The 26,999-nt window shown below is 41.2% G+C and carries 31 protein-coding genes; 29 read left to right on the plus strand and 2 right to left on the minus strand.

Annotated features, from left to right (window positions below; genetic code table 11):
- The first annotated feature begins 57 nt into the window (after positions 1–57).
- The gene (gene hfq, locus FTU06_RS10210; RefSeq protein ID WP_180026935.1) at positions 58–567 is read left to right on the plus strand and encodes an RNA chaperone Hfq; all 510 of its coding nucleotides are present in this window, start codon (positions 58–60) and stop codon (positions 565–567) included.
- A gap of 500 nt (positions 568–1,067) precedes the next feature.
- Here hfq and FTU06_RS10215 read toward each other — a convergent pair whose 3' ends face one another.
- Both FTU06_RS10215 and FTU06_RS10220 read right to left on the minus strand, forming a co-directional pair.
- A complete protein-coding gene (locus FTU06_RS10215; protein ID WP_180146439.1) occupies positions 1,068–2,375 on the minus strand; it encodes a peptidylprolyl isomerase in 1,308 nt (435 codons plus the stop codon).
- Positions 2,375–4,846: an LPS-assembly protein LptD gene (locus FTU06_RS10220; RefSeq protein ID WP_180146442.1), complete on the minus strand. Its 2,472-nt coding sequence runs from the start codon at positions 4,844–4,846 to the stop codon at positions 2,375–2,377. The genes FTU06_RS10215 and FTU06_RS10220 overlap by 1 nt, the downstream gene beginning before the upstream one ends.
- Positions 4,847–4,966: 120 nt before the next feature.
- On the opposite strand from FTU06_RS10220, the gene FTU06_RS10225 reads away from it, so the two are divergent.
- From FTU06_RS10225 to pyrF, 28 genes are all read left to right on the plus strand, one after another.
- Positions 4,967–5,980, plus strand: a complete 1,014-nt coding sequence (locus FTU06_RS10225; RefSeq protein ID WP_180146445.1) for an aminoglycoside phosphotransferase family protein — start codon at positions 4,967–4,969, stop codon at positions 5,978–5,980.
- Positions 5,980–6,669: an N-acetylmuramate alpha-1-phosphate uridylyltransferase MurU gene (gene murU, locus FTU06_RS10230; RefSeq protein WP_180007341.1), complete on the plus strand. Its 690-nt coding sequence runs from the start codon at positions 5,980–5,982 to the stop codon at positions 6,667–6,669. The genes FTU06_RS10225 and murU overlap by 1 nt, the downstream gene beginning before the upstream one ends.
- A gap of 84 nt (positions 6,670–6,753) precedes the next feature.
- Positions 6,754–7,386, plus strand: coding sequence for a 16S rRNA (guanine(527)-N(7))-methyltransferase RsmG (gene rsmG / locus FTU06_RS10235; protein WP_180088548.1), 633 nt, complete (start codon positions 6,754–6,756; stop codon positions 7,384–7,386).
- A gap of 24 nt (positions 7,387–7,410) precedes the next feature.
- On the plus strand, positions 7,411–8,193 hold the full coding sequence (locus FTU06_RS10240; protein WP_078188958.1) for a ParA family protein: 783 nt from the start codon (positions 7,411–7,413) through the stop codon (positions 8,191–8,193).
- Positions 8,190–9,077 (plus strand): ParB/RepB/Spo0J family partition protein, encoded by an 888-nt coding sequence (locus tag FTU06_RS10245; RefSeq protein WP_111885065.1) that lies wholly within the window; start codon positions 8,190–8,192, stop codon positions 9,075–9,077. Before FTU06_RS10240 ends, FTU06_RS10245 begins: the two co-directional genes overlap by 4 nt.
- Before the next feature lie 31 nt (positions 9,078–9,108).
- A complete protein-coding gene (locus FTU06_RS10250) occupies positions 9,109–9,750 on the plus strand; it encodes a MotA/TolQ/ExbB proton channel family protein (protein ID WP_078188956.1) in 642 nt (213 codons plus the stop codon).
- A gap of 13 nt (positions 9,751–9,763) precedes the next feature.
- Positions 9,764–10,186 (plus strand): biopolymer transporter ExbD, encoded by a 423-nt coding sequence (locus FTU06_RS10255; protein ID WP_180022523.1) that lies wholly within the window; start codon positions 9,764–9,766, stop codon positions 10,184–10,186.
- A complete protein-coding gene (gene msbA, locus FTU06_RS10260) occupies positions 10,186–11,913 on the plus strand; it encodes a lipid A export permease/ATP-binding protein MsbA (RefSeq protein WP_180007340.1) in 1,728 nt (575 codons plus the stop codon). Before FTU06_RS10255 ends, msbA begins: the two co-directional genes overlap by 1 nt.
- A gap of 3 nt (positions 11,914–11,916) precedes the next feature.
- Positions 11,917–12,930, plus strand: a complete 1,014-nt coding sequence (lpxK, locus tag FTU06_RS10265; protein ID WP_180146448.1) for a tetraacyldisaccharide 4'-kinase — start codon at positions 11,917–11,919, stop codon at positions 12,928–12,930.
- Positions 12,931–12,933: 3 nt separating this feature from the next.
- A complete protein-coding gene (gene kdsB / locus FTU06_RS10270; protein ID WP_180146451.1) occupies positions 12,934–13,695 on the plus strand; it encodes a 3-deoxy-manno-octulosonate cytidylyltransferase in 762 nt (253 codons plus the stop codon).
- Positions 13,696–13,708: 13 nt separating this feature from the next.
- Entirely contained in the window at positions 13,709–14,692 is a 984-nt protein-coding gene (locus tag FTU06_RS10275) for a DNA polymerase III subunit delta' (RefSeq protein ID WP_180059027.1), read from the plus strand.
- A 15-nt stretch (positions 14,693–14,707) separates the two neighbouring features.
- On the plus strand, positions 14,708–15,049 hold the full coding sequence (locus FTU06_RS10280; RefSeq protein WP_111885061.1) for a PilZ domain-containing protein: 342 nt from the start codon (positions 14,708–14,710) through the stop codon (positions 15,047–15,049).
- A 31-nt stretch (positions 15,050–15,080) separates the two neighbouring features.
- Entirely contained in the window at positions 15,081–15,854 is a 774-nt protein-coding gene (locus FTU06_RS10285) for a TatD family hydrolase (protein ID WP_168378895.1), read from the plus strand.
- A gap of 42 nt (positions 15,855–15,896) precedes the next feature.
- Positions 15,897–16,511 carry a TetR/AcrR family transcriptional regulator gene (locus FTU06_RS10290; RefSeq protein WP_168378896.1) on the plus strand — a complete coding sequence of 205 codons (615 nt, stop codon included), beginning with the start codon at positions 15,897–15,899 and terminating at the stop codon, positions 16,509–16,511.
- Between the two features lie 9 nt (positions 16,512–16,520).
- On the plus strand, positions 16,521–17,078 hold the full coding sequence (locus FTU06_RS10295) for a type II secretion system protein (protein WP_180146454.1): 558 nt from the start codon (positions 16,521–16,523) through the stop codon (positions 17,076–17,078).
- Positions 17,068–17,460 (plus strand): type II secretion system minor pseudopilin GspI, encoded by a 393-nt coding sequence (gspI, locus tag FTU06_RS10300; protein WP_078188947.1) that lies wholly within the window; start codon positions 17,068–17,070, stop codon positions 17,458–17,460. The genes FTU06_RS10295 and gspI overlap by 11 nt, the downstream gene beginning before the upstream one ends.
- Before the next feature lie 46 nt (positions 17,461–17,506).
- Positions 17,507–18,136 carry a type II secretion system minor pseudopilin GspJ gene (gene gspJ / locus FTU06_RS10305; protein ID WP_111885090.1) on the plus strand — a complete coding sequence of 210 codons (630 nt, stop codon included), beginning with the start codon at positions 17,507–17,509 and terminating at the stop codon, positions 18,134–18,136.
- Positions 18,137–18,175: 39 nt separating this feature from the next.
- Positions 18,176–19,123, plus strand: coding sequence for a type II secretion system minor pseudopilin GspK (gene gspK / locus FTU06_RS10310; RefSeq protein WP_180022531.1), 948 nt, complete (start codon positions 18,176–18,178; stop codon positions 19,121–19,123).
- A gap of 130 nt (positions 19,124–19,253) precedes the next feature.
- Complete coding sequence (locus tag FTU06_RS10315) at positions 19,254–19,850, plus strand: 6-carboxytetrahydropterin synthase (protein WP_168378899.1); 597 nt, start codon at positions 19,254–19,256, stop codon at positions 19,848–19,850.
- Between the two features lie 36 nt (positions 19,851–19,886).
- A complete protein-coding gene (gene ung, locus FTU06_RS10320) occupies positions 19,887–20,600 on the plus strand; it encodes a uracil-DNA glycosylase (RefSeq protein WP_168378900.1) in 714 nt (237 codons plus the stop codon).
- Positions 20,597–21,718 carry an enoyl-CoA hydratase/isomerase family protein gene (locus FTU06_RS10325; protein WP_180026944.1) on the plus strand — a complete coding sequence of 374 codons (1,122 nt, stop codon included), beginning with the start codon at positions 20,597–20,599 and terminating at the stop codon, positions 21,716–21,718. Before ung ends, FTU06_RS10325 begins: the two co-directional genes overlap by 4 nt.
- A gap of 7 nt (positions 21,719–21,725) precedes the next feature.
- Complete coding sequence (gene tadA, locus FTU06_RS10330) at positions 21,726–22,277, plus strand: tRNA adenosine(34) deaminase TadA (RefSeq protein ID WP_180088567.1); 552 nt, start codon at positions 21,726–21,728, stop codon at positions 22,275–22,277.
- Between the two features lie 26 nt (positions 22,278–22,303).
- Positions 22,304–22,735, plus strand: a complete 432-nt coding sequence (locus FTU06_RS10335) for an SRPBCC family protein (RefSeq protein ID WP_078188937.1) — start codon at positions 22,304–22,306, stop codon at positions 22,733–22,735.
- A gap of 17 nt (positions 22,736–22,752) precedes the next feature.
- Positions 22,753–23,436, plus strand: a complete 684-nt coding sequence (gene cmk / locus FTU06_RS10340) for a (d)CMP kinase (protein WP_168378902.1) — start codon at positions 22,753–22,755, stop codon at positions 23,434–23,436.
- 107 nt (positions 23,437–23,543) lie between these two features.
- Positions 23,544–25,223, plus strand: coding sequence for a 30S ribosomal protein S1 (gene rpsA, locus FTU06_RS10345; protein WP_168378903.1), 1,680 nt, complete (start codon positions 23,544–23,546; stop codon positions 25,221–25,223).
- 162 nt (positions 25,224–25,385) lie between these two features.
- Entirely contained in the window at positions 25,386–25,688 is a 303-nt protein-coding gene (locus tag FTU06_RS10350; protein WP_067767464.1) for an integration host factor subunit beta, read from the plus strand.
- 24 nt (positions 25,689–25,712) lie between these two features.
- A complete protein-coding gene (locus FTU06_RS10355; protein ID WP_078188931.1) occupies positions 25,713–26,078 on the plus strand; it encodes a lipopolysaccharide assembly protein LapA domain-containing protein in 366 nt (121 codons plus the stop codon).
- 240 nt (positions 26,079–26,318) lie between these two features.
- The gene (gene pyrF, locus FTU06_RS10360; RefSeq protein WP_180040242.1) at positions 26,319–26,999 is read left to right on the plus strand and encodes an orotidine-5'-phosphate decarboxylase; all 681 of its coding nucleotides are present in this window, start codon (positions 26,319–26,321) and stop codon (positions 26,997–26,999) included.

Below are 26,999 nucleotides of genomic sequence, written 5' to 3' on the forward strand. Positions count from 1 at the left end.
AATTGAAAAGTAAAGGTAGCTTTTGCGCTGATTTTTATTATTTTTTGGAGTTATAACATGTCTAAAGGTCAAACTTTACAAGATCCGTTCTTAAATTCTCTCCGTAAAGAACGTATTCCTGTGTCGATCTTCCTTGTCAACGGTATTAAATTACAAGGTCATATTGAATCTTTCGACCAATACGTTGTTTTATTAAAAAATACTGTAAGCCAAATGGTTTACAAACACGCTATTTCAACTGTTGTTCCAGCACGTAACCCACGTCCTGCTGGTGCTCCTGCTGGTGCTCAAGGCGCTGCTGGCTTCGGTGGTCAACAAGGCGGCTTCGGCGGTCAACAAGGTGGCTTCGGTGGTCAAGGTGGCTTCGGTGGTCAAGGTGGCTTCGGTGGTCAAAGTGGCTTTGGTGGTCAAGGTGGCTTCGGTGGTCAAGGTGGCTTCGGTGGTCAAGGTGGCTTTGGTGGTCAAGGTGGCTTCGGCGGTCAAAGTGGCTTCGGCGGTCAAAATGCTGGTTTTGATGGCGAAACTAAATTTGAAGATGCTCAAGACGACGAAAACAACAATCGTTAATTGAGTTAAAAAAACCTCCCAAATGGGAGGTTTTTTTTGCCTATAAAAAGAGTAGATGGTTTAAATACTGGTTTTTTAATAATTACTACAACTAATAATTACTACAACGCTGAATAATGATAAGAATCGACATAAAAAACCAGCCGAAGCTGGTTTTTTTATTTACTGATGTTACGCACGTAAAAGTAACATCGTATTTTTTAAATGATTTTTAAGCCGATTCGACGGAGTCTTACATCTAGGGTTTAAATAAAGGGATCAGCCTTCGGCTGGAGGTACTTTTACGAAACGTTGTTTCTCATTCGGCAAAAGTACCCAAAACCATGGTCATCCGCAAAACTCGTTCACTAGCGTCTACTTATTCAAAGTATCGCAAAAACATTTTTGAATAGATGTAGTCCTGTCTCAAACACTTGCGGATGACCTTACCGCGTATCGTTCTTTCATTTGAATCAAATTACGCTTCTGATGTTACTGCGTAACATCAGTTATTTATTCACTTATTTCTTTTTACGATCTAGAGCAGGGTCTTTAATTTCAACATAGGCATTGTTACGAATTTCACGTAACCAGCTGTCCAGTTCAGTGTCAAATTGACGCTCACCTAAAATCTGACGGGCCATACGTTCTTGTACTTCATGTGTCATGTCTTGTTGACGTGTATCTGTTACTTGAAGGATGTGCCAACCAAACTGAGATTGGAAAGGTTTGCTGATTTCACCTTTCGCAGTTGATTTCATCATTGCTTCAAATTCTGGAACCATAACACCTGGGCTAACCCAACCTAAACTACCACCATTGGCAGCAGAACCTGTGTCATTCGAGAATGTTGAAGCCAAGACTGCAAAATCTTCACCTTTTCGCAGGCGGTTATACAAGCTGTCGATCATTTGTTTTGCGTTTTCAGGACTCACCACTTCAGATGGTTGAATCAAGATATGGCGAGTTTGGTATTGAGGAACAATGGCTTTTTGTTCGCCACCTTTACGGTCGACCAATTTTAAAACATGAACGCCATCACGTACTGAAATCAGTTCAGTGGTTTGACCAACTTGCAAAGGTGCTACACGTGCAGCAAGTTCATCTGGAATATCAGATAAGTTGCGGAAGCCCATATCGGCACCGTCAACTTTAATGTCTTTGGTACTGTATTTGCTAGTAATCGCTTTAACATCGTTGCTTGTTGCAAGTTCTTTACGAATGTCTTCAGCGATTTTAACGGCATTATCACTGCTAGCAACGCGTACATGTAAGACGTGGACTTGATTACCTAGCGCAGCTTGACCTTGTGGTGAACTTAAGAAGTTTTTCACATCTTGGTCACTGATTTGAATACGAGAAGTGACCAACTGTTGGCGTAGGCGTTGTAACGCGATGTCTTCAGCGATACGTGCACGTAAACCTGCATAGGTATTTGGTGCAACAGCATCTAATTTTTGCTGAAACGCTTCTAAGCTTGGAGAGCCGGCATTTTTCGCAACTTTAAGTACGGCTTCATTGAGTGATTTTTCATCCGCTTTGACGTTATAGCGTTTCACTTGTTCAAGCTGTGCTTGGCGCGTAATCAGCTGTTCTAAAGCTTGTTGCTGCAAGTATTCGGTCGGTGGGATGGTTTGTTTTTTTGCTTGAAGTTGGTGAGTAATTTCGGCAATGCTTTGATCAAGATCACTACGTAGAATCACGCTATTGTCAACGACAGCTACAATTTCATCTTTAGGTTGCGCAGCAGCAAATACAGATACAGAAGTCGATAGGCAAAGTGCCAAGGCTGACGCTTTAAAAATTTGTTTTAACTGTTTTGTCTTCATTAACGTTCTGTCCAAGATTGATTAATATTGTTAAAACCCAACACTCGGTTTTCAAGCAAAGAGGTTAATTTATTGTTGAAGCCACCTAAACCTTTTAGGGTGAACTCCGCCATAATGGCACGTTTTGGTTTAACATCTGAAGATGTTACATCATCTAAATCGTTATAGTACGAACGACCATAAACTGAAACACCCCAGCAGCATGACTCGTAGTTCACACCAAGTAAATATTCACGCGCAATACTGTTGTCGAGGTCATATTGTGCATGACCGATAATACGCCAGTTATTGTGTATAGGTTGAATAAACGATGCTACTGCTTGGTCATAGCTGTCTTGGCGGTTCGGAATGTCTTTACGATGGAAATAACCGACATTGTATAAATTGCCTTTATTTCCTGTGTAATACATTTGAATATCGCGCTGAGCATTATCACCATTCGCCATCCATGCAGAATTGGCATTCACACTGATGCTGTCAGATAGCTGGCTAGAAATGCTCACGACAGGGCCGGTATGGCGTTCGGTATCAAATTTATCAGAGACGTTGTTTAGCGTGACGCGGCGGTCTTCGAAATAGAAACTTTGACCAACGCTAGCTTTTAAACGCTCAAGACCTACATCATCAAATAAACTATAGCTCAAGCCTAGAGATGCGAAGTTGTTGTCTTCTAAACGGTCATTACCGTAGAAACGACGCGGGCTAAACAACTGGTCATAGTTAATTGACGCTGTGGTTGAGTCAAAGTTCGGGTTAGTGTCTTGGTTTTTGTATGGAGAATACGCGTAGAAGAAACGTGGCGTTAAAGTTTGTAGATAACGACCTTCGCGCTCCATCACAAGACCCGCATCTAAAGTAAATTGCGGTACAACGACCGACTTACTTTCATTTGATGAACTAATGTTTTGTGCATTAACGGTGTCTTGATCGTAAATCGTGTTGACATTACGAATCGTTGCTTCAGGAATCACAAATGACCAAGGAGTACGATAGTTATAACGCACACTAAAGTCGTTATAAATACGGGCGCCGCTTGGCTCATACATTGGCGAATCGCCAGTATTGCTTGGAATATTATTACTACGTAAGTTCTTTTTGAAGTAAGCCGTATCATTGTTAAATTCGTACTGTAAGCCGAGCGGATTACCAGTCTTGTAGTTCAGTAGGAATTGTGGCAAGCGCGCATATGGACGGTCTTCATCACTGACAGTTTTATCCAGTGTTTGGAAGTCTTCCACTTTAAGCTGTGCTTTTAGGCCAGGGATACCATTTTTATAATTGAGTTCCCATGCACGGCGTAAGTTCAGGTCAGTTTTTGAGTTTGGATTATTATTGAGATCTGAGAAATAGTCTTTATCAGATGCATAATTGTATTCTAAATTTGTCGTGAATTGATCGTTAATTTTCCAGTTATGTAGGAAATGTAAGTCTTTACGATCCTGATCATCATACTTTTGGTCGGATGGTAAATACCCCCCCCACACCATCCCTGAACCAAAGTTTTTGGTCAAATAACGGAATTCACCTTCCATCATTGCGCCACGGTCTGCAATATAACGTGGTGTTACTGTAGCATCATAGTTTGGCGCAAGGTTTAGGTAAACTGGTACTGCAAGTTCAATACCGCCATCATTGGTAAAACCAAAGCTTGGGATCAAAATACCTGTGGTACGGCGGTCATCAATCGGGAAGTTGAAGTAGGGTACAACCATCACAGGAACATCTTTTACATAAAGTGTTGTCCCCTTGGTTTCGCCACGACCGGTTTCTTGATTCAGCTTAATTTTGTCTGCTTGAATTTTCCACGTTGGTTTTTCATCGGGTGGACAGGTGGTATAAACCGCATTTTCTAATTCAAGGGTTTCGGTTGAAGTACGTGAAATTTTCTCAGCGCGACCGTGTGCATGCTGCTGTTCAGCAATAAAGAAACTGTTATTTAAATCACCCTGTTGGGTTTTTAAATTGTAATCAATCGAATCACTTTGAGAAATCAGCCCAGACTGTGCCATTTGTACGCGGCCAGAAGCATTGGCGTAGGTTTGGGTTTTATCAATTTTGATTTGATCGGCACGAATTTGACGACCTTCTTGGTCAATCAGAACATTACCTTCAAGAATGGAGTCGCCATTCGGGTCAAAATGACCATAGTCTGCGGTAATGGTAGAGGTTGCATCTTCAGGTGCGACTGCTTTCGTTGTTGGAGCAACTGGGGTAATCCAGGTGCCTGTACAAAACGCAGAACTTAATTGATTAGTGTTGCGAATCTGTGCTTCAGGTGCAGATTTATCGACATAATATTGTTCGAAGAACTGCTGCCCCGGATAAGCTTCTGAAATGCTTTGTTTGAGTTGTTCTGTATCGTCATCCGTGGACGGGTTTGAAACAGGTGCTGCATAGCTTGGTAACGAGCTACCACATAGAAGGGTTAAGATCGCAGTCGCTAAAGGATTAAATTTAAACTGATGCTTCATTTGTCTCATTAACCAGGTATGCTTAATCGCAATTAATTATTGTCGCATCATAGAGAAAAAGTTGATAAGTAGCTACACTTAGCACTTTAAAAACTCAGCCTGTATTAGAATTTATCGCAAATGAATACACAACGTGAACAATTGATACAAACATGGATTTCATCTGTACTCGATTCAGATCAATTTGAAATTAACTTCTTAGCAGGCGATGCAAGCTTCCGTCGTTATGCACGAATCAAATTGAATAATAAAACATTTATGCTCATGGATGCACCACCAGAAAAAGAAGATTGTGGTCCTTTTGTGTCGATTGATGAATTTTTTGATGCACATGGCGTGCGTGTACCACATATCGTGGCCAAAGACCTTGATCAAGGCTTCTTATTGTTAGAGGATTTTGGTGATGTTTTATTGTCCACGTTGTTGAATGATCAAACAGTAGACGCACATTATGCTCAAAGTTTTAAACAGTTGATTCAATTACAGTCAATTGATGGTACTGCTCATTTTCCTGCATATACCTATGAAAAGCTGATTTCTGAAATGGAGCTGTTAACCGATTGGTTATTGCCATCTCTACAAGTGCAGCCTACTGAAGAAGAATCGGCACTGATTAAACGTACCTTTGCTATCTTAGCCAATGCTGCATTGGCTCAGCCTCAAGTGATTGTGCATCGTGATTTTCATAGCCGTAATTTGATGGTACTTGATGGTGAGCAAGATCAGGGTGTGATTGACTTCCAAGATGCTGTGATTGGTGCAGATACTTATGATTTGATTTCTATTACACGTGATGCCTATGTGCAGTGGAATGCAGATCGCGTTTATGCATGGTTTAAGACGTTCTATGATTTGCTACCTGCATCGGCAAAAGAAGGTCGTAGCTTTGAGCAATTCAAACAAGACGCAGACCTCATGGCGATTCAACGGCATATCAAAATTTTAGGTATTTTTGTGCGCTTATTTGAGCGTGATGGTAAGTCGAGTTATCTCAAAGATTTGCCGCGCGTGATGTGGTATTTACTCGAAGAAAGTAAACCGTATGCAGAATTACAACCTTTTATGCAATTTATTCAGGCTAAAGTATTGCCGAAATTTGAAGCCAAATACGGCACTTATGAGGTTGTTGCATAATGAAAGCCATGATTTTAGCGGCGGGTCTCGGAAATCGGATGCGCCCTTTAACATTGTATAAGCCAAAGCCGTTGCTTGAAGTGGGTGGAAAACCACTGATTGTTTGGCATATAGAAAAGCTAAAAAAAATTGGCGTAACTGAAATCATCATCAATTCTGCATGGCTTGCAGATATCCTGATTGGTACTTTAGGTGATGGTTCGCAGTTTGGTGTAGATATTCGTTGGACACGTGAAGCGGAAGGTTTGGAAACAGCTGGTGGCATTATTAATGCTTTACCTTTGCTTGGGACAGAACCGTTTATTTTAGTCAATGGTGACGTTTGGACGACTTACGATTTTTCAGCCTTGCTCAATGTTGAGCTAAAAGATGATTTGGCACACTTGGTTTATGTGACTAATCCAACGCAACATCCAAAGGGTGATTTTATCTTGGATGCAGGGCGTAGTTATACCTTTGAGCAAGAACATGCAGGCGAGGCACTCACCTATAGTGGGATCGCGGTCATTCATCCAAATATGTTTGATGGATTGGAAGCGGGCAAGCGTCCGCTCGCACCTTTATTGAAAGAAGCTATGTTGGATGGAAAAATTTCTGCAGAGAAAATGCAAACTGCATGGGTTGATGTTGGCACACCTGAGCGTTTAAGTGATCTAGATCTACAGATTCGCCAAGGCATGTACGATTAAGTGCATATTCGCTAAGCGTTAGCTACTGTTCCACGGCTTAGAAATCGGTATACTTCAGTTAATTTTTATTGAGATGTCTTCTTTATGCATCCTTTTTTTCAAGACTTAAAGCAAGGTAGTCAAAAGCTTGGCTTAGATTTGAGTGAAGAAGCATTAAATCTATTGCTGAAATACCAAGATGCCCTAGTGCTGTGGAACAAAGCATATAACTTAACCGCTATTCGTGATCCTAAAGAAATGTTGGTTAAGCATTTATTGGATAGCTTAAGTATCCTAAATGATTTGCCTGCAGGTCGTTTATTGGATATCGGTACGGGTGGTGGCATGCCGGGCATGATCATTGCACTGTGTCAGCCTGAACGTGAATGTGTGCTTTTAGATGCCAACGGTAAAAAAATTCGATTCTTAAAACAATTTATTGCTGACTTAAAACTAAAAAATGTCATTGCGGTACAAACACGTGTCGAAAATGAAGACAGCATTCATGAACTGGGTCAGTTTGATGTGATTACCAGCCGTGCTTTTGCATCGTTAACGGATTTTGTGGATGCGTCTAAACCGTATATGCATGCGCAAAGTATTATCGCGTCGATGAAAGGCTTAATTCCTGAAGAAGAAGTTGAAACACTAAAAAGTGATTTCAAGATTGATATCGTTGCATTAAAAGTTCCACGACTTGATGAGCAGCGTCATTTAATTTTTCTTAAACGTATTTAAAATTTTCAAAGGACTGGGGTTACCATGGCTCAAATTATTGCGATTGCAAACCAAAAGGGTGGCGTAGGTAAAACCACAACGGCTGTGAACTTGGCTGCATCTTTAGCCATATTAAAAAAACGAGTTTTACTTGTGGACATGGATTCACAAGGCAATGCCACGATGGGTTCGGGCATTCAAAAAAATGATTTGTTGTATTCAGTCACGGATGTCTTACTTGGTGAAGTGCCGATTGAAACCGCTATTTATAAAGCGGAAGTGGGCTATAAGGTTTTAGGTGCAAACCGTGACTTAGCTGGCGTTGAACTGGCGATTGCGGATCAAGACGGTCGTGAGTTTATTTTGCGTGAAGCGTTGGCAAGCGTTGAAAAAGACTTCGACTATATTATTGTCGATTGTGCACCAAGTTTAAGTTTGATCACTGTCAATGCCCTTGCAGCGGTACGTGCGGTGCTGATTCCAATGCAGTGTGAATATTATGCCTTGGAAGGTTTGGCTGACTTAACCCAAACTATTGACCGTATTCAGCAAGCTTTAAACCCGGATCTAGAGATCGTGGGTGTACTTCGTACCATGTACGATGCGCGTAATGCCTTAACACGTGATGTGTCTGCTGAGCTTGAACAATACTTCGGTCAGAAACTTTATGACACGGTTATTCCGCGTAATATTCGTTTGGCTGAAGCGCCTGCGCACGGTTTACCAGTGATTTATTTTGAAAAAAGCTCGAAGGGTGCAGTTGCTTATTTGAACTTGGCAGCTGAGATGTTAAAAAAAACCAAAGTAAAAAAAGGAACTAAAGCATGACCGTAAAAAAACGCGGACTGGCTAAAGGTCGTGGTCTGGATGCCTTACTCGGCTCAATCCAAAAAGAAAAACTACAGCTCGAAGCAAAAGCTTTAGATCATGGACAGTTAAAACAAATTGATGTGCATTTATTGAAACGCGGCGAGTATCAACCGCGTCGTTTCATTAAAGAACAAGATTTACAAGAACTTGCTGCATCGATTGAAAAGCATGGTGTCATGCAGCCAATCGTCATTCGTCCTGTCGAAGATGAAAAGCATCCCTACGAAATTATTGCTGGTGAACGTCGTTGGCGTGCGGCTCAGCTTGCAGGTTTAACCGAAGTTCCTGCCATTGTTCGTGACTTGAGTGATCAAGTGGCAATTGCATTGGCATTGATTGAAAACATTCAACGTCAAGATTTGAACCCAATCGATCAAGCAATGGCTTTGCAACGCTTCCATGACGAATTTGGTTTAAGTCATCAAGAGATTGCTGACACGGTCGGTAAAGCACGTACCACGATTAGTAACTTGCTACGCCTCTTGTCTTTAGCGGATCAAGTCAAAGACTTTATGCAGCAAGGTTTGCTCGATATGGGGCATGCACGTGCGATCTTGACGTTAAAAGCCAAAGATCAGCTTAAAGTTGCTGAAATGGTGATTGAAAAAAGTATGTCTGTACGTCAAACCGAACAATTTGTTCGTGATTTGAATGCACCAAAACAACAAAAAGCTAAACCAATTGTTTCATCAGACATTCAACAACTGACACAACGTCTCTCTGATCGTTTCAGTGCAGATGTGAAAATTGATCATAATAAACAAGGGAAAGGCAAGCTGGTGATTAGCTACCATACTCTTGAAGAGCTAGATGGCATTTTAAATATTTGTCTAGCTGAATAATTTTTAAATTCGATTTATTGGGGAAAATCAAATGTGGGAATTAGTCAAAGCGGGCGGGTGGTTAATGATCCCGCTCGTCATTTGTTCGATCTTTACGGTAGCCATTACCATTGAGCGCTTTATTCGTTTAAAGAAATCAATGGTGTTACCAAAAGACTTGATGATGAATGTAAACACATCGGTGAAAGATGTGGTGCAGCAGCTAAAGCAAAGTCCAACTTTACAACAAAGTACATTGGGTCGTGTATTGGGCGCAGGTTACGCTAGTAAAGATCAAAACGAGCAATATGCACGTGCGCAAATGGAAGTCACAGCGTCACAAGAAATTGGTTATTTAGAAAAAAATATCAACTTTTTGGGCACTTTAAGCGCTGTTGCACCTTTACTAGGTTTGTTGGGTACGGTGATCGGTATCATTGAAGCATTCTTAATGATTGATATAGGCACCAATAGTGATCCAGTGTTGATGATGCCGGGTATTTCTAAAGCCTTGATTACCACTGCTGCCGGTATGTTAATTGCTGTACCTGCATTATTTGCACATCGCTATTTCCAACGTTTGGTTCAGGAATATGTGGCTGAGTTAGAACAGCAGTCGACGTTATTTCATGCCGCTTTGTTTTATAAAAAAACACCTGAAGTAGAAAGTCAGGACATTCAGAAAGCCAGCTGAGTGGAGACTGCGCATGAAATTTAAACGTCGTCAGGTTGAAGATATTCATATCAACCTCACACCGATGATTGACTGTTTGATGTTCATTTTGGTGTTCTTGTTGCTCTCGACCACCTTTAACCAGATGAGTCGAATGAACCTGACTTTGCCAGATGCACAAGGTGTTCCGCCTAAAAACTATGATCAAAAGATTGAAGTTGTGGTGGATTCTTCAGGACACTATTCTGTCAATGGTCAGTCATTGGCGAGTAAAGAAGTCTCTGATTTGAATACTGCAATTAAACAGACAGCCAATGATCGTCGTGATTTAATGTTCGTGATTGCAGCAGATGCAAAAGCAACACATCAAGATGTGATCCGGGTGATGGATGTTGCAGGTCAACTTGGATTTGTGAATATCAACATCAGTACCAAAGTTCCAACTCGAGGTTATTAGTGAAGCACGATTTTAAAGTCTATTTACGCCTATTAAGTTATTTAAAACCTTTTTGGGGAATCGGCCTGCTGGTTTTGCTTGGTTTCGGTATTAATGCTGCGACAGAAGTTTCTGTCGCAAAATTATTAGAACGCATTATTGAAGCCATTCAAAACAAAGATCAAAGCTTTACAACCTTATTTCCACTCTTGGTGGTTTTATTGATGTTCTTCCGTGGACTCGGTTTGTTCATGGGGGGATATTTTACCGCAGTGATTTCTCGAAACTTAATTTTTAATATTCGTCAGCAAGTGTTCGCAAAACTCATGCGTTTGCCTTCGCAATATTATTTAGATAATTCGAGCGGTCATATCACTGCAAAAATTATGTATAACGTTGAACAGTTGACGGCGGCATCGTCTGAGTCACTGAAAACGATTGTACAACAGGGTCTGATTACCATCGCATTATTGGGTTATTTGCTCTATACCAATTGGCGTTTAACTCTGTGTATTTTGATTTTTGGTCCAATTATTGGGTTGATTATCCGTAAAGCATCCAAGCGCATGCGTAAATTATCCATGCAAGTACAAAGTACCATGGGTGACGTTAACCATGTGGTGCAAGAGACAGTACAAGGCAACTTGGTAGTGAAGGGCTTTGCAGGGCAAGATTATGAACAAAAACGTTTTTATGAAAGCTCAATGGAGAACTTACGCCGCGGCTTAAAAATGGTTGTGGTGCAGCAACTCAATAGCCCAATTGTTCAGCTGATTATGTCGATCGCGCTCAGTATCGTGATGTATATCGCGCTACGCCCTGAGATTTTACAAGATACAACAGCGGGTGAGTTTGTAGCGTATATCACTGCCGCAGGTATGCTGAGTAAGCCAATTAAAACCTTGACGGATGTCAACGAAAAACTACAACGAGGCATGGCAGCGGCCTATTCGGTATTTGAATTGCTAGATATGCCTGAAGAAGTGAATAACGGCACGCTGAAGCCTGCTTTGAAAGGTGATGTCGAATTTAAAAATGTCAATTTGATCTATGCTGATGGTCACCATGCGATTCATGACTTTAATTTAAAAGTTAATGCAGGGCAAACCGTTGCATTGGTTGGGCGTTCAGGTGCAGGTAAAACTTCATTGGTCAATCTGTTGGTACGTTACCAAGAGGTGTCTTCTGGACAATTGTTGCTTGATCAGCATGATATTCACGACATAGAACTCAATAGCTTGCGTACTCAGATTTCAATGGTCAATCAGCAAGTGGTTTTGTTTAACCGTACAGTACGTGAAAATATTGCTTATGGTCAGCTCGAGCATGCAACAGATGAGCAAGTCATTGCTGCTGCCAAAGCTGCATTTGCACATGATTTTATTATGGACTTACCGCAAGGTTATGACACACCATTGGGTGCCCAAGGTTTAAATCTATCTGGTGGTCAACGTCAACGTATTGCGATTGCGCGTGCGATTTTGAAAAATGCACCGATCTTAATTTTAGATGAAGCGACCAGTGCGCTAGATAACGAATCTGAATTTTTCATTCAGCAAGCATTTGACGCTGCGATGCAAGATCGTACCACGATCGTGATTGCGCATCGTTTATCGACCATTGAAAATGCAGACTGTATTGTAGTGATGGATAAAGGGCGTATTATTGAACAAGGTTCGCATACAGAATTGATGGCACAACGTGGTGCATATTACCAACTTCATCAGCGTAATTTTGAGGAAAATTAAGTCATGTCTTTTGCACAATTGATTCAGGATGCTTGGAATGAACAGGCAAAGTGGCTCGTTGTGTTTAGACCTTTGTCATGGCTTTATCGTGGCGGCTTTTTACTCAATAAAAAACTCTATCAATCAGGTATTAAGCAAAGTTATAAAGCTCCTATTCCAGTCATGGTCATTGGAAACATCACAGTGGGTGGAAGTGGTAAAACCCCATTGCTCATTCATTTGGTTAGTTATTTAAATAGCTTAAAGCTGCGAGTTGGTGTGATCAGTCGTGGCTATGGTGGTCAAGGACCATTTCCGGCTTATGTCGATTTAGAGTCGACGGCTGAAATCGTGGGTGATGAACCGAGCTTAATTGTTCAGTCTACAGGTGTACCGATGGCGGTCGGTCCAAATCGCCAGCAAAGTATTGAGTTGCTACTATCCAAGCATGAATTGGATTTGATTATCTGCGATGATGGTTTGCAGCATTGGGCGCTTCAACGTCAGTTGGAGTGGATCGTGCTGGATAATAACCGTGGTTTAGGCAATGAAAAATTATTACCCGAAGGTTATTTGCGTGAACCGAAAAAGCGTCTTGCCAGTGGAACGGTCATTGAGCATTCAGCAGATCCAAGTTCTCCACTGAATATGCACCTAGAAGCGGCGCAGCCTTATTTGCTCAATAAAGATCTTGTGACGACATTTGATGCAAATAAAGATTTCTATGCTGTGGTGGGTATTGGCTTTCCGCAACGATTTTATAAAACTTTAGAAAATATGGGGATTCATCAATTTCAATGTCATGAATTCCCAGATCATTATGAATATGAACTGAGTGATTTGCAGTTTGAAGATGCCAATCCCATCATTACCACTGAAAAAGATGCAGTTAAAATTTTAACGATCCTCAAAAATAATCCAGATTTTAAAAGAGAAATATGGGTTGTTCCTGTAGATGCAGTGTTGTCACCTGCGTGTTATGAAACTTTGCATGCGCAGTTGAAACAACTGGGTCTGAAACTTCCCGAAGGCATTTAATTTATGAAACATATTGTTATTCCTGCACGTTTTTCAAGTTCACGTTTACCAGGTAAGCCATTGCTTAAAATTCACGGCCGTCCGATGATTTTACGTGTGGTTGATCAAGCCAAAAAAGTTGCAGGATTCGATGACCTTTGTGTCGCTACAGATGATGAGCGTATTGCAGCAGTATGTCGTGCGGAAGGGGTTGATGTGGTATTGACCTCTACAGAGCATCCATCTGGGACAGATCGTTTAAGTGAAGTTGCACGTATCAAAGGTTGGGCAAGTGATGACATTATTGTCAATGTGCAGGGCGATGAACCTTTGCTTCCCGCTCAATTGGTAAAACAAGTTGCACAATTACTCGTTGATCAGCCGACATGTTCAATGTCGACACTCTGCGAGCCGATTCATAGTCTAGAAGAATTTCAACGTGACAGCATTGTCAAAGTGGTGATGTCAAAGCACAATCAAGCGCTGTATTTCAGTCGTGCGACTATTCCGTATGACCGTGATGGTGCAAAGCAAGCAGAACAAACCTTGCATGATCAGGCTTATCGTCATTTAGGCCTATATGCATACCGCGTAAAACTCCTACAAGAATATGTCACTTGGGATATGGGTGTACTCGAAAAATTAGAAAGCCTTGAACAATTACGCGTTTTGGAAAATGGTCACCGTATTGCCATTGCTGTGGCAGAAGCGAACCTACCACCGGGCGTAGATACTCAAGCTGACCTTGATCGTTTGAACCAAATGGATGTTTCAAACTTCGAATAAGGTTTAACGATTTATGCAAAATGAAATTGTGGCGCAAGTGTACCCTTGGCAGCAAAATACATGGAATACATTAACCAGCCGTTTTCCACAACTGGGACATGGCGTGCTTTTGTATGGCAAAAAAGGCTGTGGTAAAGAGGCATTTGCAAAACAATTTCTTGCATGGGTGCTGTGTCAAAAACGTGATGAGCGGACTGAGCCATGTGGTGAGTGTGGGAGTTGCCAGTGGTTAAAGTCAGATACACATCCAAATTTTGTCCACATCAGCACAGATGAAGACAATAAAAAGCAAAACGCCAAAATTAAAATCGAAAAAATTCGTGATTTATTGCCCTTTGTGCAGCAAACCGTAGACGGTTGGCGAGTTGTGTTGATTGAGCCCGCTGAAGCATTAAACATTGCATCATCAAATGCATTGCTGAAAACATTGGAAGAGCCGGGCGAGCGGATTGTGATTATGTTATTGGCAGAGCATTATTTGAAATTGCCGGCAACCATTCGCAGTCGAATGCAGCACTATGCATTGGATCGTATTGAACCGGAACAATCACAGCAATATTTACAGCAGCATTTGCCCGATAGTGGTGAAACCCAGCGCAAAGTTCTCATGAACTTAGCCAGTCAAATGCCATTACAAGCGATTTCATTGGCAAGTAGTGAATGGCTAAATATGCGCCAAGAGTTTCTACAAGATTGGCAAAAACTTGTGACACAAAAAAATATGCCGATGGCAATTGCGACCAAGTGGAATAAAGCTCTGAGTTTTAGTGATTTTAGTCAAATGTTTGAATACTTGTTGTCCGATATAATTTGTGTCAAGCTAAATCAATCCATAAAAAATATAGATTTGGATTTTGGGGTGTTGGCAGAGCAATATTCGCTCGAAACACTCTTTGGGATTTATACAGAATTACAGCAGTCTAAGCGGTTCATCGAGCAGAACGTACAGGGGAATCTGGTCGTAGATGAGCTTTGCATCAAACTGATGAATGTTTAATTAAGGGGAAACATCATGCAACCACGTATGGGCGGGATCGTTCACGCTAATATTCCAGATGTGGAAACACTTTTTGCGAGCTACATGCCTTATGTCGTTGGTGGCGGTTTATTTGTACCATCAAAGCAAGCTGTGAAAATGGGTGATGAGGTTTTCTTATTGGCGACTTTGCCTGAACAAAGTATAAAAATTCCTTTGACAGGAAAAGTCATTTGGATTTCGCAAAAGCAAAATGGCATTAAACCACAAGGCTTTGGAATTCAATTAAGCGGCGAAAAAGGCGTTTATTTCAAAACAGAAGCAGAACGTTTACTTGCAGGGCTTAAATCTGAGGGGCGTAGAAGTTACACTATGTAGTTACAACAGTGAAGACTTGTAGGTACATATTGTGTTTGTAGATACCCATTGCCATTTAACCATGCTTGACTTAAGCCCTTATGAGGGTAATTTAGATCTTGCATTGGATCAGGCTCGTCAAGCCGGGGTCTCAAAATTTATGAGTATCTCGGTTGATCTAGATGACCATATCGAACTTTCAAAAATTGCATCACGTCATGCTGATGTGGGTTATTCCGTTGGGGTTCACCCATGTGAAGATCCTGCAACGATGGCTCGGGCAACAGAAGAATATCTCATTGAATTAGCACAACCTGAAAAGGTTTGGGCGATTGGTGAAACAGGGCTGGACTATTTTCATAGTACAGACTTTATTGCAGAGCAAAAAGAATGCTTTGCCCGCCATATTCACGCATCACAAGCTGTAAAAAAACCAGTGGTTGTTCATACCCGTTCTGCAAAGCATGATACGGTGGATATTATCCGTGCAGAGAAATCTACTCACGGTATTTTGCATTGTTTTACTGAAGATTGGGAAACGGCAAAAGCTGTCTTAGATTGTGGATATTACGTGTCATTTTCAGGCATTGTTTCTTTTAAAAATGCACAAGATTTGCGTGATGTGGCCAAGCAAGTACCATTGGATCGAGTGCTGATTGAAACTGATAGTCCATACCTTGCACCGATGCCCTATAGAGGAAAGTCTAATGAACCAAAATACGTTCCCTATGTAGCCAAAGCCTTAAGTGATGTATATGATAAGTCAATTGAAGAGATGGCTTTCATTACAATGCAAAACTTTGAAAATCTCCTCAATCTTAAGTAAATAATTTGAATTGATATAAGAGTAAGAGAGTATAGGGTGAAGATGGATCGTCAAGCTCAGTTTAGAGCAAGAGAAGCATTAATTTTCCAAGTGGCAGAGCAACTGCTATTGGAAAATGGCGAAGCAGGGATGACACTAGATGCGCTAGCGGCAGAACTCGACTTGGCAAAAGGGACGTTATATAAACATTTTCAAAGTAAAGATGAACTATATATGTTGCTCATTATTCGTAATGAACGCATGTTATTGGAAATGATTAAAGACACCGATAAAGCTTTTCCTGAACACCTTGCTTTCTTTATGTTGCATCACTTACATCACCCAGAACGTACTGTGTTGTTTCACCAAATTGAAGAGCGTTTATCGACAACGGGTGTGGGTATTCAGCACTTGTTTAGTGAACTATATCAGGTACGCAAACAGCGTCTAAGATTGATCATCCGTATGACTGAGCGTTATTTGGAGTCGATTCAAAGTAGCATGCCAGTACGTGATTATCTTGCTTCGATTTGGTCACTTACACATGGCGCTGCAGCAATTTTGAATTCAAGTTTTTATCAGCGTTATTTGGGTTCAAGAGACACCTTGCGGGTTGCTTATATTGATCAAGCCTTGGCCTTACCAAAACAAGTGCATGCGGTTGCTCAATTCGCTTAAAGGCTGCTTATGAAAAGTGCATCACCATCATTGGTTCGTGGCTTCACCCTCGTAGAATTGATGGTGGTGATTGTGATTATGGGCATCATGGCCTCATTGGTGCTTTTGAATATCGGTGGGACAGATCAACGCAAAGCCATGCAGGCACGTGAAGTGTTTGTGATGGATCTAAAACGAATTTTACGCGATGCAAATGATCAAGCTTTGATATTGGCCCTACAGCAAAACGCTGGAACGGATGTCAACACGCAAAGCTATGCGGTACAAGAATATTTACCAGAACAAAAACGTGTAGAAAATAGTATTTTAAATCAGAATAATAAATGGCAAAACTATAAAGATTTTGAAACCCGAGTATTACCTGAAAATGTCTCTTTTACGATTCAGCCTTTAGATCAGCAGTATGCAAATGCCAATAATGATGATTTGTTAAATACCAATGCACCCAAGTTGATTTGGTTGGGCAATGGTGAGGTAAAGCCTGTGCGTATACAGTTTTATTTTGAAGAACGTCCCATTGGTAATGAAATCGAAATCGATCATTTAGGGAAAGTTAATGCGGGCTAAAGGGTTTACGCTACTTGAAGTCATGGTGGCATTGGCGATTTTTGCGACTGCGGCAATGGCTTTGTCTAATGTTGCGATGCAATATACACAGTCGACAGCACACGCAATTTTAAGAAATAAAGCACAATTTGTCGCGTTGAATGAAATCGCTAAGATGGAAATCAATCGTGAATGGATGACGGGTACTGCATCTAAACAAGTCACTGAACAAGGCGAACAATGGCAAATTGACAAAAAAGCCCAAGCCACCATTAGTCCAAATGTACAACGGATTGATATCCAAGTGAGTTTGATGAATGCTGAAACAGGCGATGTTGAAGCAGGGATTAGCAGTTTGGTGTTCTTTAACTATAAGGCTCCGTTGGATGAAAATAATAACTAGAAAAAAACGTACATCTCAAGATATGCCTGTGCTTGTACAGCAAGGAATGAAGAATCAAGCAGGATTTACCTTAGTTGAGCTTTTGGTTGCGATTGCTATTTTCGCAGTGCTGTCTGCTTTGGGTTGGAAGGTTTTTGATTATGTCTCGAAAGTGAAGGAACGAAACGCAACCCATGAGGCAAGGCTTAGTCAGTTGCAAGATGCCCATCAGCAAATTCTCAGAGACACAGTACAAGCTGTGCCCTTAACTGCCAATATTAATGGAGATATTCAACCAGCGTTAGTATTGCAAAATGGCCGATTTAATTTCAGTAAGACAGGTGTCACTGATCCATTAAATCAGGGCATTGCACCTGACGAGCGAGTGGAATATCAATACAAAGCTGATGAAAAAAAATTGTATCGGCTAAAATTTAAAAATCTCAACCAAACGGGGCATGATCAGCCAGATTCGAGTGTTTTACTGGATAATGTTGAACAATATAAAATCACGGTACTCAATCCAAATGAGTTAGAGAATTGGCCAGATGCTGCCGCTGATTTGAATAATGAAAAAACCATTCAACTGTTACCGCGGGGTATCAGGATGCAGCTCACAGTGGATGGGACAAACTACGAATGGTTATTCAGTTTGTTAAATACTGATTTTTTATTGGATAAAAATAAGAATGGTTAGCGGTCAGGTAGTAGAGTCATTTGAAGTTCGGAGTTGCGTATGAAACAGCAACGTGGTATCGCTTTGTTAACTATCCTGATGATGGTAGCTTTGGCAACCATAGTTGCAGCAGGTATCGCAAAACAACAAGCCCATACTTCTGAAAATACCGCTTATGTGATGCGCCAAAATCAGTCGTTGTTATATGCGAAAAGTGCCGAAGCATTTTTTGCTGAACTTTTAGTAAATGATGCCGAAAATGCAGGGCAGGTGGATCACCTCCAAGAAAATTGGGCTCAGCCTATGCCCGCCTTTCCAGTGGAAGGTGGAACTGTTGCAGGTGTGCTGCAAGACGAATCTGGAAAATTTAACCTCAATAGTTTGGTTTCAGAAGAGGGTGTGGTAAATGACAAAGCAAAGCTATGGTTTGAAAAAATATTGCAGCGTGTTGGTTTACCCGCAGAATTAAGTCAAGCCGTGATTGATTGGCAAGATGAAGATGATGAGACCTCTGGCCCGATGGGAGCAGAGCTGGCGTACTATCGTGGTTTAAATAATGCGGCACTACCGCCAAATGCAAAATTTCATAGTGTGGAAGAACTGAAATCAGTCCGTGGTTTTGAAGGTGCTCAATATAAACTGATTGCGCCCTATGTGAGTAGCTTGCCCTCGCATGAAACAACGGTAAACATTAATACCGCTCCTGCATTTTTGTTAGCGACTATGGATGATCGTTTAGATGTCAATGCAGTCGAACAAGCTTTGCAACAAAAAGCTGCCAAATTTGAACATTTTGAAAATATCAATGATTTATGGGCAATGGAGCCATTTGCACAGGTGAGCACAGAAAATCGAGAAGTTTTAAACTCACAATTGGGTGTGCAGTCGAACTATTTTAAAGCGCAAATTGAAATTATTTTAAATGAAAGAAAGCGTCAATTTACCAGTGAGTTAGTGCGAAAAGATAAAGATGTATATGTGGCTTTTCGCAGTATGGCACCATTTTAGGTCTTAAATATCGCTAAATTTTCATGATGCCTTTTCCCAATTGTGCTGAACAGCAAAATTAATGCCTCTTGTTAGACTTTTGCATTATAATCTCTGAGAACCCATAGATTATTTGATTGCATTACGACATATGTTAATTCGTAAGTTATTTAAGTTTGAAAATGCGCATATCGTGCGTAATTGCACGTCAGACCGCTGCAAACGTTCCATTCATGGACACAGTTATAAAGTCGAACTATTACTCAAAGCGTCGAAACTTGACCATGGACAAATGGTTTACGATTTCGGTTTGCTCAAAGGGGTTATTAAAGACTTATTTGACAGTTTTGATCATGCGATTTGTTTTTGGCAACACGATGATGCCGAGTATATTCGTGCCTGCAAGCAGTTCAGCGCACGTTGGGTTGAACTACCCGTATCGCCTTCAGCAGAACAGTTTTCACGGATCTTCTTTTACTTGGCACAACAAGTTCTAAAATCAACAGAAACTCAAAATGGTGAGGGTGATGTTGAAGTGTATTCTGTGATCGTACATGAGACGGACACAGGCTATGCGCAAAGCTTTTTAGAAGATATCGACAACGCACAAATGGGGCTGTTGCAGTTAGATCAAATCGTCTTTTCCGAACAGGTTCAGTCGGAATGGAACGATTCCCAGATGTATGAAAAATTAAAACAGGGTCAAAAATTTTTAAACCCTGCAGTTGATTTACAAGTTAAAATTTAAGTAAATATTTGGTTTTATTAGGATTGGTTAACAGTGATGTCTTTAACAGAAGAGCAACAAGCAAAACTCGCTAAAGTGCAGCTTGATGCTAGCTGGAAATATGGCCTAAGTGAGTTTTTGCTTAGCCCCCGCATGGATGAGTTAAAAGACTTTCTGCTACAACAAATGAAACAGGATAAAGTGATTTATCCACCGAATCCGCTGATTTTTAATGCCTTAAACACGACGCCTATGGCGAATGTAAAGGTGGTGATTTTAGGCCAAGACCCGTATCATGGGCCAAATCAGGCACATGGCTTGAGTTTTTCGGTACAAAAGGGGGTTGCATTACCACCTTCTTTACGTAATATTTTCCATGAGTTAAATACCGACCTTGGGGTGCCTGTGTCAAAACATGGGGACTTAACACGCTGGGCAGAACAAGGTGTTTTGCTTTTAAATGCGGTACTGACTGTTGAGGCTGGGCAACCAACTTCACATCAAAAACGTGGCTGGGAGGATTTTACAGACCATGTGATTGATGTTTTAAATGAGCAACGTGAGCATATTGTCTTTATTTTATGGGGGGCATATGCACAGCGTAAGGGACAACGCATTGACCAAAATAAGCACTTGGTGCTAAAAGCCGCGCATCCATCTCCTTTGGCTGCAAACCGCGGTGGTTTTTTTGGTTGTAAGGTGTTCTCAAAAAGTAATAATTATCTTAAACAAAATGGCATTGAGCCAATAGACTGGCAGCTGGACGCATGACTTATTCTCCCGTTTCAAAAAATTATCACCCAGATCTGATTGTGGAAGAAGCGAAAAAGGGCTGGCGCATTGTTCGCCTGAATCGCCCAAAATCGCTTCATGCATTAGATGAATCTATCTGTACAGCATTGCTTGAAGTCTTTCAGGACTTTCAACATGATGATGCTGTTAAAGCGATTTGGTTGGATTCCACTACGCCGAAAGCATTTTGTGCAGGTGGCGATGTACGCAAATTGCGACAATTGGTGGTCAATGATGAAGTTGAAACGGCGAATAAATTCTTTGAACAAGAATATGCCCTAGATTTGCTGCTGCATAACTATGCAAAGCCGATTTTGGTTTGGGGCGAAGGTTATGTCATGGGTGGTGGTTTAGGTCTATTTATGGCCGCACCTTTCCGTTTGGTGACACCTTATTCGCGTTTAGCAATGCCTGAAATTAATATCGGTTTGTATCCAGATGTAGGTGCGACGCGTTTCCTAGCTGACCGTGGTGCTATTGGTTTGTTTACGGGATTAACAGGCTCGATTATGACCGCAGCAGGTGCTTATGGTATCGGCTGGGCAACCCACATTTGCGATGCACAGCGTGATAACGTACTTGAAACTGTCATCAATATTGATTGGGATCATTATCCAGCGGGCGATTTCCGTGCCATTGATGACACTTTAAATAGTATGCATCGTCCTGTGGGGCCGGGCCCATTACAAAATTCATTAGATGTGATTCAGAGTGTGTGCCGTGGGCACAATTTTGAACATGACTATGAATCAATTATTGGTTTAAGCGATGCACGCAGTGATTGGCTACGCCAAGCCAGTGAAAATCTGCAAAAAGGTTCACCTGCAACCGCAGCATTAACATGGTTATTGTGGCAGTGGGGGAAAAAAGTGCATTCTTGGAATGAAGTGTTTGAACTAGAAACTCAAATTTCAGAGTGGAAAATTCGTCATGCGGACTTTGTGGAAGGTGTGCGTGCACGTCTTGTTGATAAAGATCTCTCCCCAGAGTGGAAAAAAGGTACAGACCTTTCCCTTAAAGGGATTTTGGCTGACGATCCTCCTGTAACCAATATTGACAGTTGGAATGCACTGTTAAGACAGTATGGTGTAATTTAGTTAATTGATGTCTGAACAAAACCAACATAGTGATGAGCATTGGATGCAGCTTGCTTTCGAGCAAGCTGCGCAAGCTGCCGAATTGCAAGAAATTCCTGTAGGTGCAGTGATTGTGAGTCAAAATCAAGTCATAGGTGCAGGGTTTAATGCGCCTATTTCTTTGAAAGATCCCACCGCGCATGCGGAAGTACAAGCTTTGCGTCAAGCTTGTTTAAATATCGATAATTACCGTTTACCTGATGATGCAACTTTATATGTGACCTTGGAGCCTTGCACAATGTGTGTGGGTGCTTTGGTCCATTCAAGAATTAAACGCGTGGTATTTGCGACGACTGAGCCTAAAGCAGGTTCTTTAGTGAGTTCGCGTCAATTGTTAAATTCAGGCTACTATAACCATATCTTTGAGTTTGAGCATGGTTGCCTGCAAGCGCAATGCTCCCAACAATTAAGTGATTTTTTTAAAATGCGTCGTGAACAAAAACGACTGATGAAGTTACAGGAAAAAGCCACTTTGACTGAACTTCATTTAAAAAATCAAGTAAACTCTACTGACAATTAATATTGTCAAATAAAATAGGGTACACCATGAAATCGATCCAAGTAAAAAAAGAATTTAATGCACCAGTCGAGCAGGTTTTTGACTTACTTTCAAAACATTCGACCTATAACGTGGCTTTTGCACCGATTCAAGTGGTGCGTGTCAAAGATTCAGCAGATCCTGAGCGTCCTGATGGTGTGGGTTCAGTGCGCCGAATGGGCTTTGGGCCAGTGAAGCCGTTACAAGAGCAAATTACCTTACTTGAGCCAAACCAACGCATTGAATATAAGATTATTAAAAACCCATTGGTGAAACATCATTTGGGTGTGATTCAATTCGAAGCGATCGATGCTGCGCGTACTTTAGTCACTTATACGATTGAATTACAGGCGCGTGCGCCATTCGTTAGTCAATTAATCCTTGCGCAACTGAAGTCAGCGATTAAAATTGGTTTTTCAAAACTTGCAAAAACCGTATAAACAAAAATGGAAGAGCAATGACAGTTCAAATCATTACAATTGATGGCCCAAGTGGCTCAGGTAAAGGAACATTGGCAGCAAAAATTGCGGCACATTATCAGTTCCACTTACTCGACTCAGGTGCGTTATATCGTCTGTTGGGATTGTCATTGCATAAGCAAGACTTAATTGATGCATTAGACTCAAAGCTCGATGAATGCGTAAAAATTGCAACAAATTTAGACATACAATTTGTGACAAATGAAGCAGGTGTTTCGGTGCTTTTAGATGGTGAAGATGTCTCAAAAGTTATCCGTACTGAGAGAGTCGGAGAGTTTGCCTCAAAAGTTGCTGCAATTCCCGCACTTAGAACTGCGCTTTTAGAACGTCAGCATGCCTTTGCCCAAGCACCTGGTTTGGTTGCAGATGGCCGTGACATGGCAACTACGATTTTTCCCAATGCTCAAGCCAAGATTTATTTAACGGCTTCTGCTCAGTCCCGTGCAGAGCGCCGTGTAAATCAGTTGCAGGCTATGGGCGTGGATGTTAAAATAAACGACATTTTAGCTAATATCGAAGCGCGTGATAAGCGAGATATGGAACGCACAGTCGCTCCACTCAAGCCTGCGCCAGATGCTTATTTCATTGATAGTTCAACTTTGAGTATTGATGAAGTATTCACGCTGATGACGAATTACATCGATCAGCAATTAGCAAACTAAAGAATTTTCAGCAGAAGCATAGCTTGATCAGTCTTATACGGACTATGTAGACGCTTAATTAAACCGGCCTTGTCTGATCCAAGACCGCTGACTTTACTAGGTATATCATGACCGAATCTTTTGCAGCCCTCTTTGAAGAAAGCGAATTAAACCTCAACGTTGAAAAGGGTGCTGTCATCCAAGGCGTTGTAGTAAATATCGACTCTGACTGGGTAACAGTTGACACTGGCCTTAAATCAGAAGGTATTGTTGACCGCGCTGAATTCTTAAATGAACAACGTGAACTTGAAGTTCAAGTTGGCGACACTGTTGACGTAGTTGTTGAAGCTCTTGACAACGGTATGGGTCAAACAGTTTTATCACGTGAAAAAGCTAAACGTGCTGAAACTTGGACTAAACTTGAAAAAATCTTTGAAGACGGCGAAATCGTTACTGGTGTTATCTCTGGTAAGGTTAAAGGCGGTTTCACTGTTGACATCGGTCCAGTTCGTGCGTTCCTTCCAGGTTCTTTAGTTGATACTCGTCCTATTCGTGATACTACTCACTTAGAAGGTAAAGAGTTAGAATTTAAAGTAATCAAACTTGATGCTAAACGTAACAACGTTGTTGTATCTCGTCGTGCTGTTATGGAAGCTGAATCTTCAGCTGACCGTGAAGCTCTTCTTGCTCAGCTTGAAGAAGGTCAAACAGTTACTGGTACTATTAAAAATCTTACTGACTACGGCGCGTTCGTTGACCTTGGCGGTATTGATGGTCTTCTTCACATCACTGACATGGCTTGGAAACGTATCAAGCACCCTTCAGAAGTTGTTGAAGTTGGTCAAGAAGTTACTGTTAAAGTACTTAAATTCGACCGCGAACGTAACCGCGTATCTTTAGGCCTTAAACAATTAGGCGAAGATCCATGGTTAGCGATCATGAACCGTTACCCTAAAGGTTCTATCGTTAAAGCTCGTGTAACTAACTTAACTGACTACGGTTGCTTCGCTGAAATCGCTGAAGGCGTTGAAGGCTTAGTACACGTTTCAGAAATGGACCACACTAACAAAAACATCCACCCATCTAAAGTTGTTCAGATCGGTGACGAAGTTGACGTTATGGTTCTTGAAGTTGATGAAGAGCGTCGTCGTATTTCTCTTGGTATCAAACAAACTCGTGCTAACCCATGGGAAGAGTTTGCTAAAGAACACGACAAAGGTGAAAAAGTTTCAGGTACGATCAAGTCAATCACTGACTTCGGTATCTTCATCGGTTTACCAGGCGGTATCGATGGTCTAGTTCACTTGTCTGACATTTCTTGGAACGAACAAGGCGAAGAAGCTATCCGTCGTTACAAGAAAGGTGACACAGTTGAAGCGGTTATCCTTTCAGTAGACGCTGAAGGCAACCGTATCAGCCTTGGCATCAAACAAATGAACAGCGATCCGTTCAACGATTTCTTAGCTGCTAACGAACGCGGTGCGCTTGTTAAAGGTACTGTAACTGCAGTTGACGCTAAAGGCGCTACTGTTAAGTTAGCTGACGAAGTTGAAGCGACTCTTAAAGCATCTGAAATCAACCGCGACCGCGTTGAAGATGCAACTAAGTTCCTTGAAGTTGGTCAAGAAGTTGAAGCTAAAATCATCAACGTAGACCGTAAATCACGTTCTATCAACTTGTCTATCAAAGCGAAAGACGAAGCTGAAGAAAAAGAAGCGGTAGCTAACTTGAACAAGACAGCTACAGCATCTTCAGACAATGGTCCTAAGACTATTGGTGATTTGATCAAAGCTCAAATGAACCACTAAGTAAGTGTTTGAATTGTATTATTAATGTAAATTAATTAATATTTTTTACACAATTACTGTAACGGTAGCGTAGTAAGTGATTATTACGCTACCGTTTTGTATTTAAACAGGTTATTATCAGGAAACTGATCCTAGGTAGCTTGATAATTAAAGAGGTCGCAGATGACTACTGAAGCACTTAATAAGTCTGACTTAATAGAGCGTATTTCTCTTAAAAACCCACACTTAGCTGAACCCTTAGTGGAAGAGGCCGTTAAGATAATGATCGATCAAATGATCGAAGCGTTATCTACAGACAACCGAATTGAAATCCGTGGTTTTGGTAGTTTTGCATTACATCACCGTGAACCACGTGTGGGTCGTAACCCAAAAACAGGTAAATCAGTAGAAGTTGCAGCAAAAGCTGTACCGCACTTTAAACCTGGTAAAGCTTTACGTGATGCGGTAAACGAATCTGCAAACTAATTCAAAACATTGTTAGGGGTGTTTATGCGTTACGTATTGGTCGTAATTTTACTGGTTCTATTTGGATACTCATTGGCTTTGGTTCTGCAAAACGGAACTGAACTTTCAGTCGATTTGTTATTTACACAAGTGCCTGCAATGCGTTTAGGGCTTTTATTGCTATTAACCTTGTCTTTAGGTTTGGTGTTAGGTCTTTTATTGGCAGTGCAAGTATTTCGAGTATTTCAAAATAACTGGGAAATTAAACGTCTACGTAAAGATATTGACCGCCTACGCAAAGAGCAAATTCAAACTGCTCAACTGGCTGCTGCTGAAGCGGCTGCACATACGCGTCATGAAAAGACAGTTTTAGATATTGATGCGAATGAGCGTCCTTCTAACCCGTTATAATTGGGTTTTAGAAGTAAATTAACTACTTTTATGAGTAGATTTAAATTTTATATTTAACACTCCGGTGGATCATCGGGGTGTTTTTTTATGGGCTGAAAAAATAAAACGCTTATCTCAAATAAAATAATGAGATAACTCAATTCAAATTAATCATTTCAAATAACATGAGTTTTATGACTTTCTGATCAAGTTGAATCCATCTATAATGCACTAATTTTGTCAAAATGAAGGGTAAGTCTCTTGAGTATCATCGTTGCACTAGATGCTAAAAGCCAATATGACGCACTTACAATTGCAGAGCAGTTAGATCCTGCATTATGTCGAGTTAAGGTTGGTAAAGAGTTATTTACCCATGAGGGTCCAAGTGTCGTTAAGGCATTGCATGATAAAGGTTTTGAAGTATTTCTAGATCTAAAATTCCACGATATTCCAAACACTACAGCGCAAGCAGTTTGTGCAGCTGCGGATATGGGTGTGTGGATGGTGAATGTTCATGCTTCAGGTGGTCGTAAAATGATGGAAACCTGTGTTGAGCGTTTAAAGACGGGTAACTATAACACTCAGCTGATTGCAGTAACGGTATTAACCTCGATGGGCCGTGAAGATCTTGCGGATTTAGGTTTAGATGTTGAACCCTTTGAACATGTGAAACGTCTTGCGACTTTAACGAAAGAAAGTGGTTTAGATGGTGTAGTGTGTTCGGCACAAGAAGCAAAAATGCTGCGTGAGACTTTGGGTGCTGAGTTTGCTTTAGTGACACCGGGTATCCGTCCTGCGGGTTCTGCTGCTGATGATCAAAAACGAATTGTGACACCTAAACAAGCCATGCTCGATGGTTCTACACATTTGGTGATTGGTCGTCCGATTACCAAATCGGACAATATGCGTCAGACTTTAAAAGATATTTTAGCGACACTTTAA

This window comes from Acinetobacter sp. YH12052 (assembly GCF_013419835.1).
GTDB classification, from domain to species: domain Bacteria; phylum Pseudomonadota; class Gammaproteobacteria; order Pseudomonadales; family Moraxellaceae; genus Acinetobacter; species Acinetobacter amyesii.

What these genes read in the sequence shown, in the direction of transcription:
- FTU06_RS10225 (WP_180146445.1), top strand. Translation starts at nt 4,967, where the DNA reads ATGAATACACAACGTGAACAATTGATACAAACATGGATTTCATCTGTA.
- FTU06_RS10325 (WP_180026944.1), top strand. Translation starts at nt 20,597, where the DNA reads ATGACTTATTCTCCCGTTTCAAAAAATTATCACCCAGATCTGATTGTG.
- FTU06_RS10250 (WP_078188956.1), top strand. Translation starts at nt 9,109, where the DNA reads ATGTGGGAATTAGTCAAAGCGGGCGGGTGGTTAATGATCCCGCTCGTC.
- FTU06_RS10290 (WP_168378896.1), top strand. Translation starts at nt 15,897, where the DNA reads ATGGATCGTCAAGCTCAGTTTAGAGCAAGAGAAGCATTAATTTTCCAA.
- FTU06_RS10275 (WP_180059027.1), top strand. Translation starts at nt 13,709, where the DNA reads ATGCAAAATGAAATTGTGGCGCAAGTGTACCCTTGGCAGCAAAATACA.
- murU (WP_180007341.1), top strand. Translation starts at nt 5,980, where the DNA reads ATGAAAGCCATGATTTTAGCGGCGGGTCTCGGAAATCGGATGCGCCCT.
- kdsB (WP_180146451.1), top strand. Translation starts at nt 12,934, where the DNA reads ATGAAACATATTGTTATTCCTGCACGTTTTTCAAGTTCACGTTTACCA.
- cmk (WP_168378902.1), top strand. Translation starts at nt 22,753, where the DNA reads ATGACAGTTCAAATCATTACAATTGATGGCCCAAGTGGCTCAGGTAAA.
- FTU06_RS10220 (WP_180146442.1), bottom strand. Translation starts at nt 4,846, where the DNA reads ATGAAGCATCAGTTTAAATTTAATCCTTTAGCGACTGCGATCTTAACC.
- FTU06_RS10240 (WP_078188958.1), top strand. Translation starts at nt 7,411, where the DNA reads ATGGCTCAAATTATTGCGATTGCAAACCAAAAGGGTGGCGTAGGTAAA.
- hfq (WP_180026935.1), top strand. Translation starts at nt 58, where the DNA reads ATGTCTAAAGGTCAAACTTTACAAGATCCGTTCTTAAATTCTCTCCGT.
- lpxK (WP_180146448.1), top strand. Translation starts at nt 11,917, where the DNA reads ATGTCTTTTGCACAATTGATTCAGGATGCTTGGAATGAACAGGCAAAG.
- ung (WP_168378900.1), top strand. Translation starts at nt 19,887, where the DNA reads ATGTCTTTAACAGAAGAGCAACAAGCAAAACTCGCTAAAGTGCAGCTT.
- gspJ (WP_111885090.1), top strand. Translation starts at nt 17,507, where the DNA reads ATGAAGAATCAAGCAGGATTTACCTTAGTTGAGCTTTTGGTTGCGATT.
- tadA (WP_180088567.1), top strand. Translation starts at nt 21,726, where the DNA reads ATGTCTGAACAAAACCAACATAGTGATGAGCATTGGATGCAGCTTGCT.
- rsmG (WP_180088548.1), top strand. Translation starts at nt 6,754, where the DNA reads ATGCATCCTTTTTTTCAAGACTTAAAGCAAGGTAGTCAAAAGCTTGGC.
- gspK (WP_180022531.1), top strand. Translation starts at nt 18,176, where the DNA reads ATGAAACAGCAACGTGGTATCGCTTTGTTAACTATCCTGATGATGGTA.
- FTU06_RS10280 (WP_111885061.1), top strand. Translation starts at nt 14,708, where the DNA reads ATGCAACCACGTATGGGCGGGATCGTTCACGCTAATATTCCAGATGTG.
- gspI (WP_078188947.1), top strand. Translation starts at nt 17,068, where the DNA reads ATGCGGGCTAAAGGGTTTACGCTACTTGAAGTCATGGTGGCATTGGCG.
- FTU06_RS10245 (WP_111885065.1), top strand. Translation starts at nt 8,190, where the DNA reads ATGACCGTAAAAAAACGCGGACTGGCTAAAGGTCGTGGTCTGGATGCC.
- FTU06_RS10355 (WP_078188931.1), top strand. Translation starts at nt 25,713, where the DNA reads ATGCGTTACGTATTGGTCGTAATTTTACTGGTTCTATTTGGATACTCA.
- FTU06_RS10315 (WP_168378899.1), top strand. Translation starts at nt 19,254, where the DNA reads ATGTTAATTCGTAAGTTATTTAAGTTTGAAAATGCGCATATCGTGCGT.
- FTU06_RS10335 (WP_078188937.1), top strand. Translation starts at nt 22,304, where the DNA reads ATGAAATCGATCCAAGTAAAAAAAGAATTTAATGCACCAGTCGAGCAG.
- FTU06_RS10350 (WP_067767464.1), top strand. Translation starts at nt 25,386, where the DNA reads ATGACTACTGAAGCACTTAATAAGTCTGACTTAATAGAGCGTATTTCT.
- FTU06_RS10255 (WP_180022523.1), top strand. Translation starts at nt 9,764, where the DNA reads ATGAAATTTAAACGTCGTCAGGTTGAAGATATTCATATCAACCTCACA.
- rpsA (WP_168378903.1), top strand. Translation starts at nt 23,544, where the DNA reads ATGACCGAATCTTTTGCAGCCCTCTTTGAAGAAAGCGAATTAAACCTC.
- FTU06_RS10215 (WP_180146439.1), bottom strand. Translation starts at nt 2,375, where the DNA reads ATGAAGACAAAACAGTTAAAACAAATTTTTAAAGCGTCAGCCTTGGCA.
- FTU06_RS10295 (WP_180146454.1), top strand. Translation starts at nt 16,521, where the DNA reads ATGAAAAGTGCATCACCATCATTGGTTCGTGGCTTCACCCTCGTAGAA.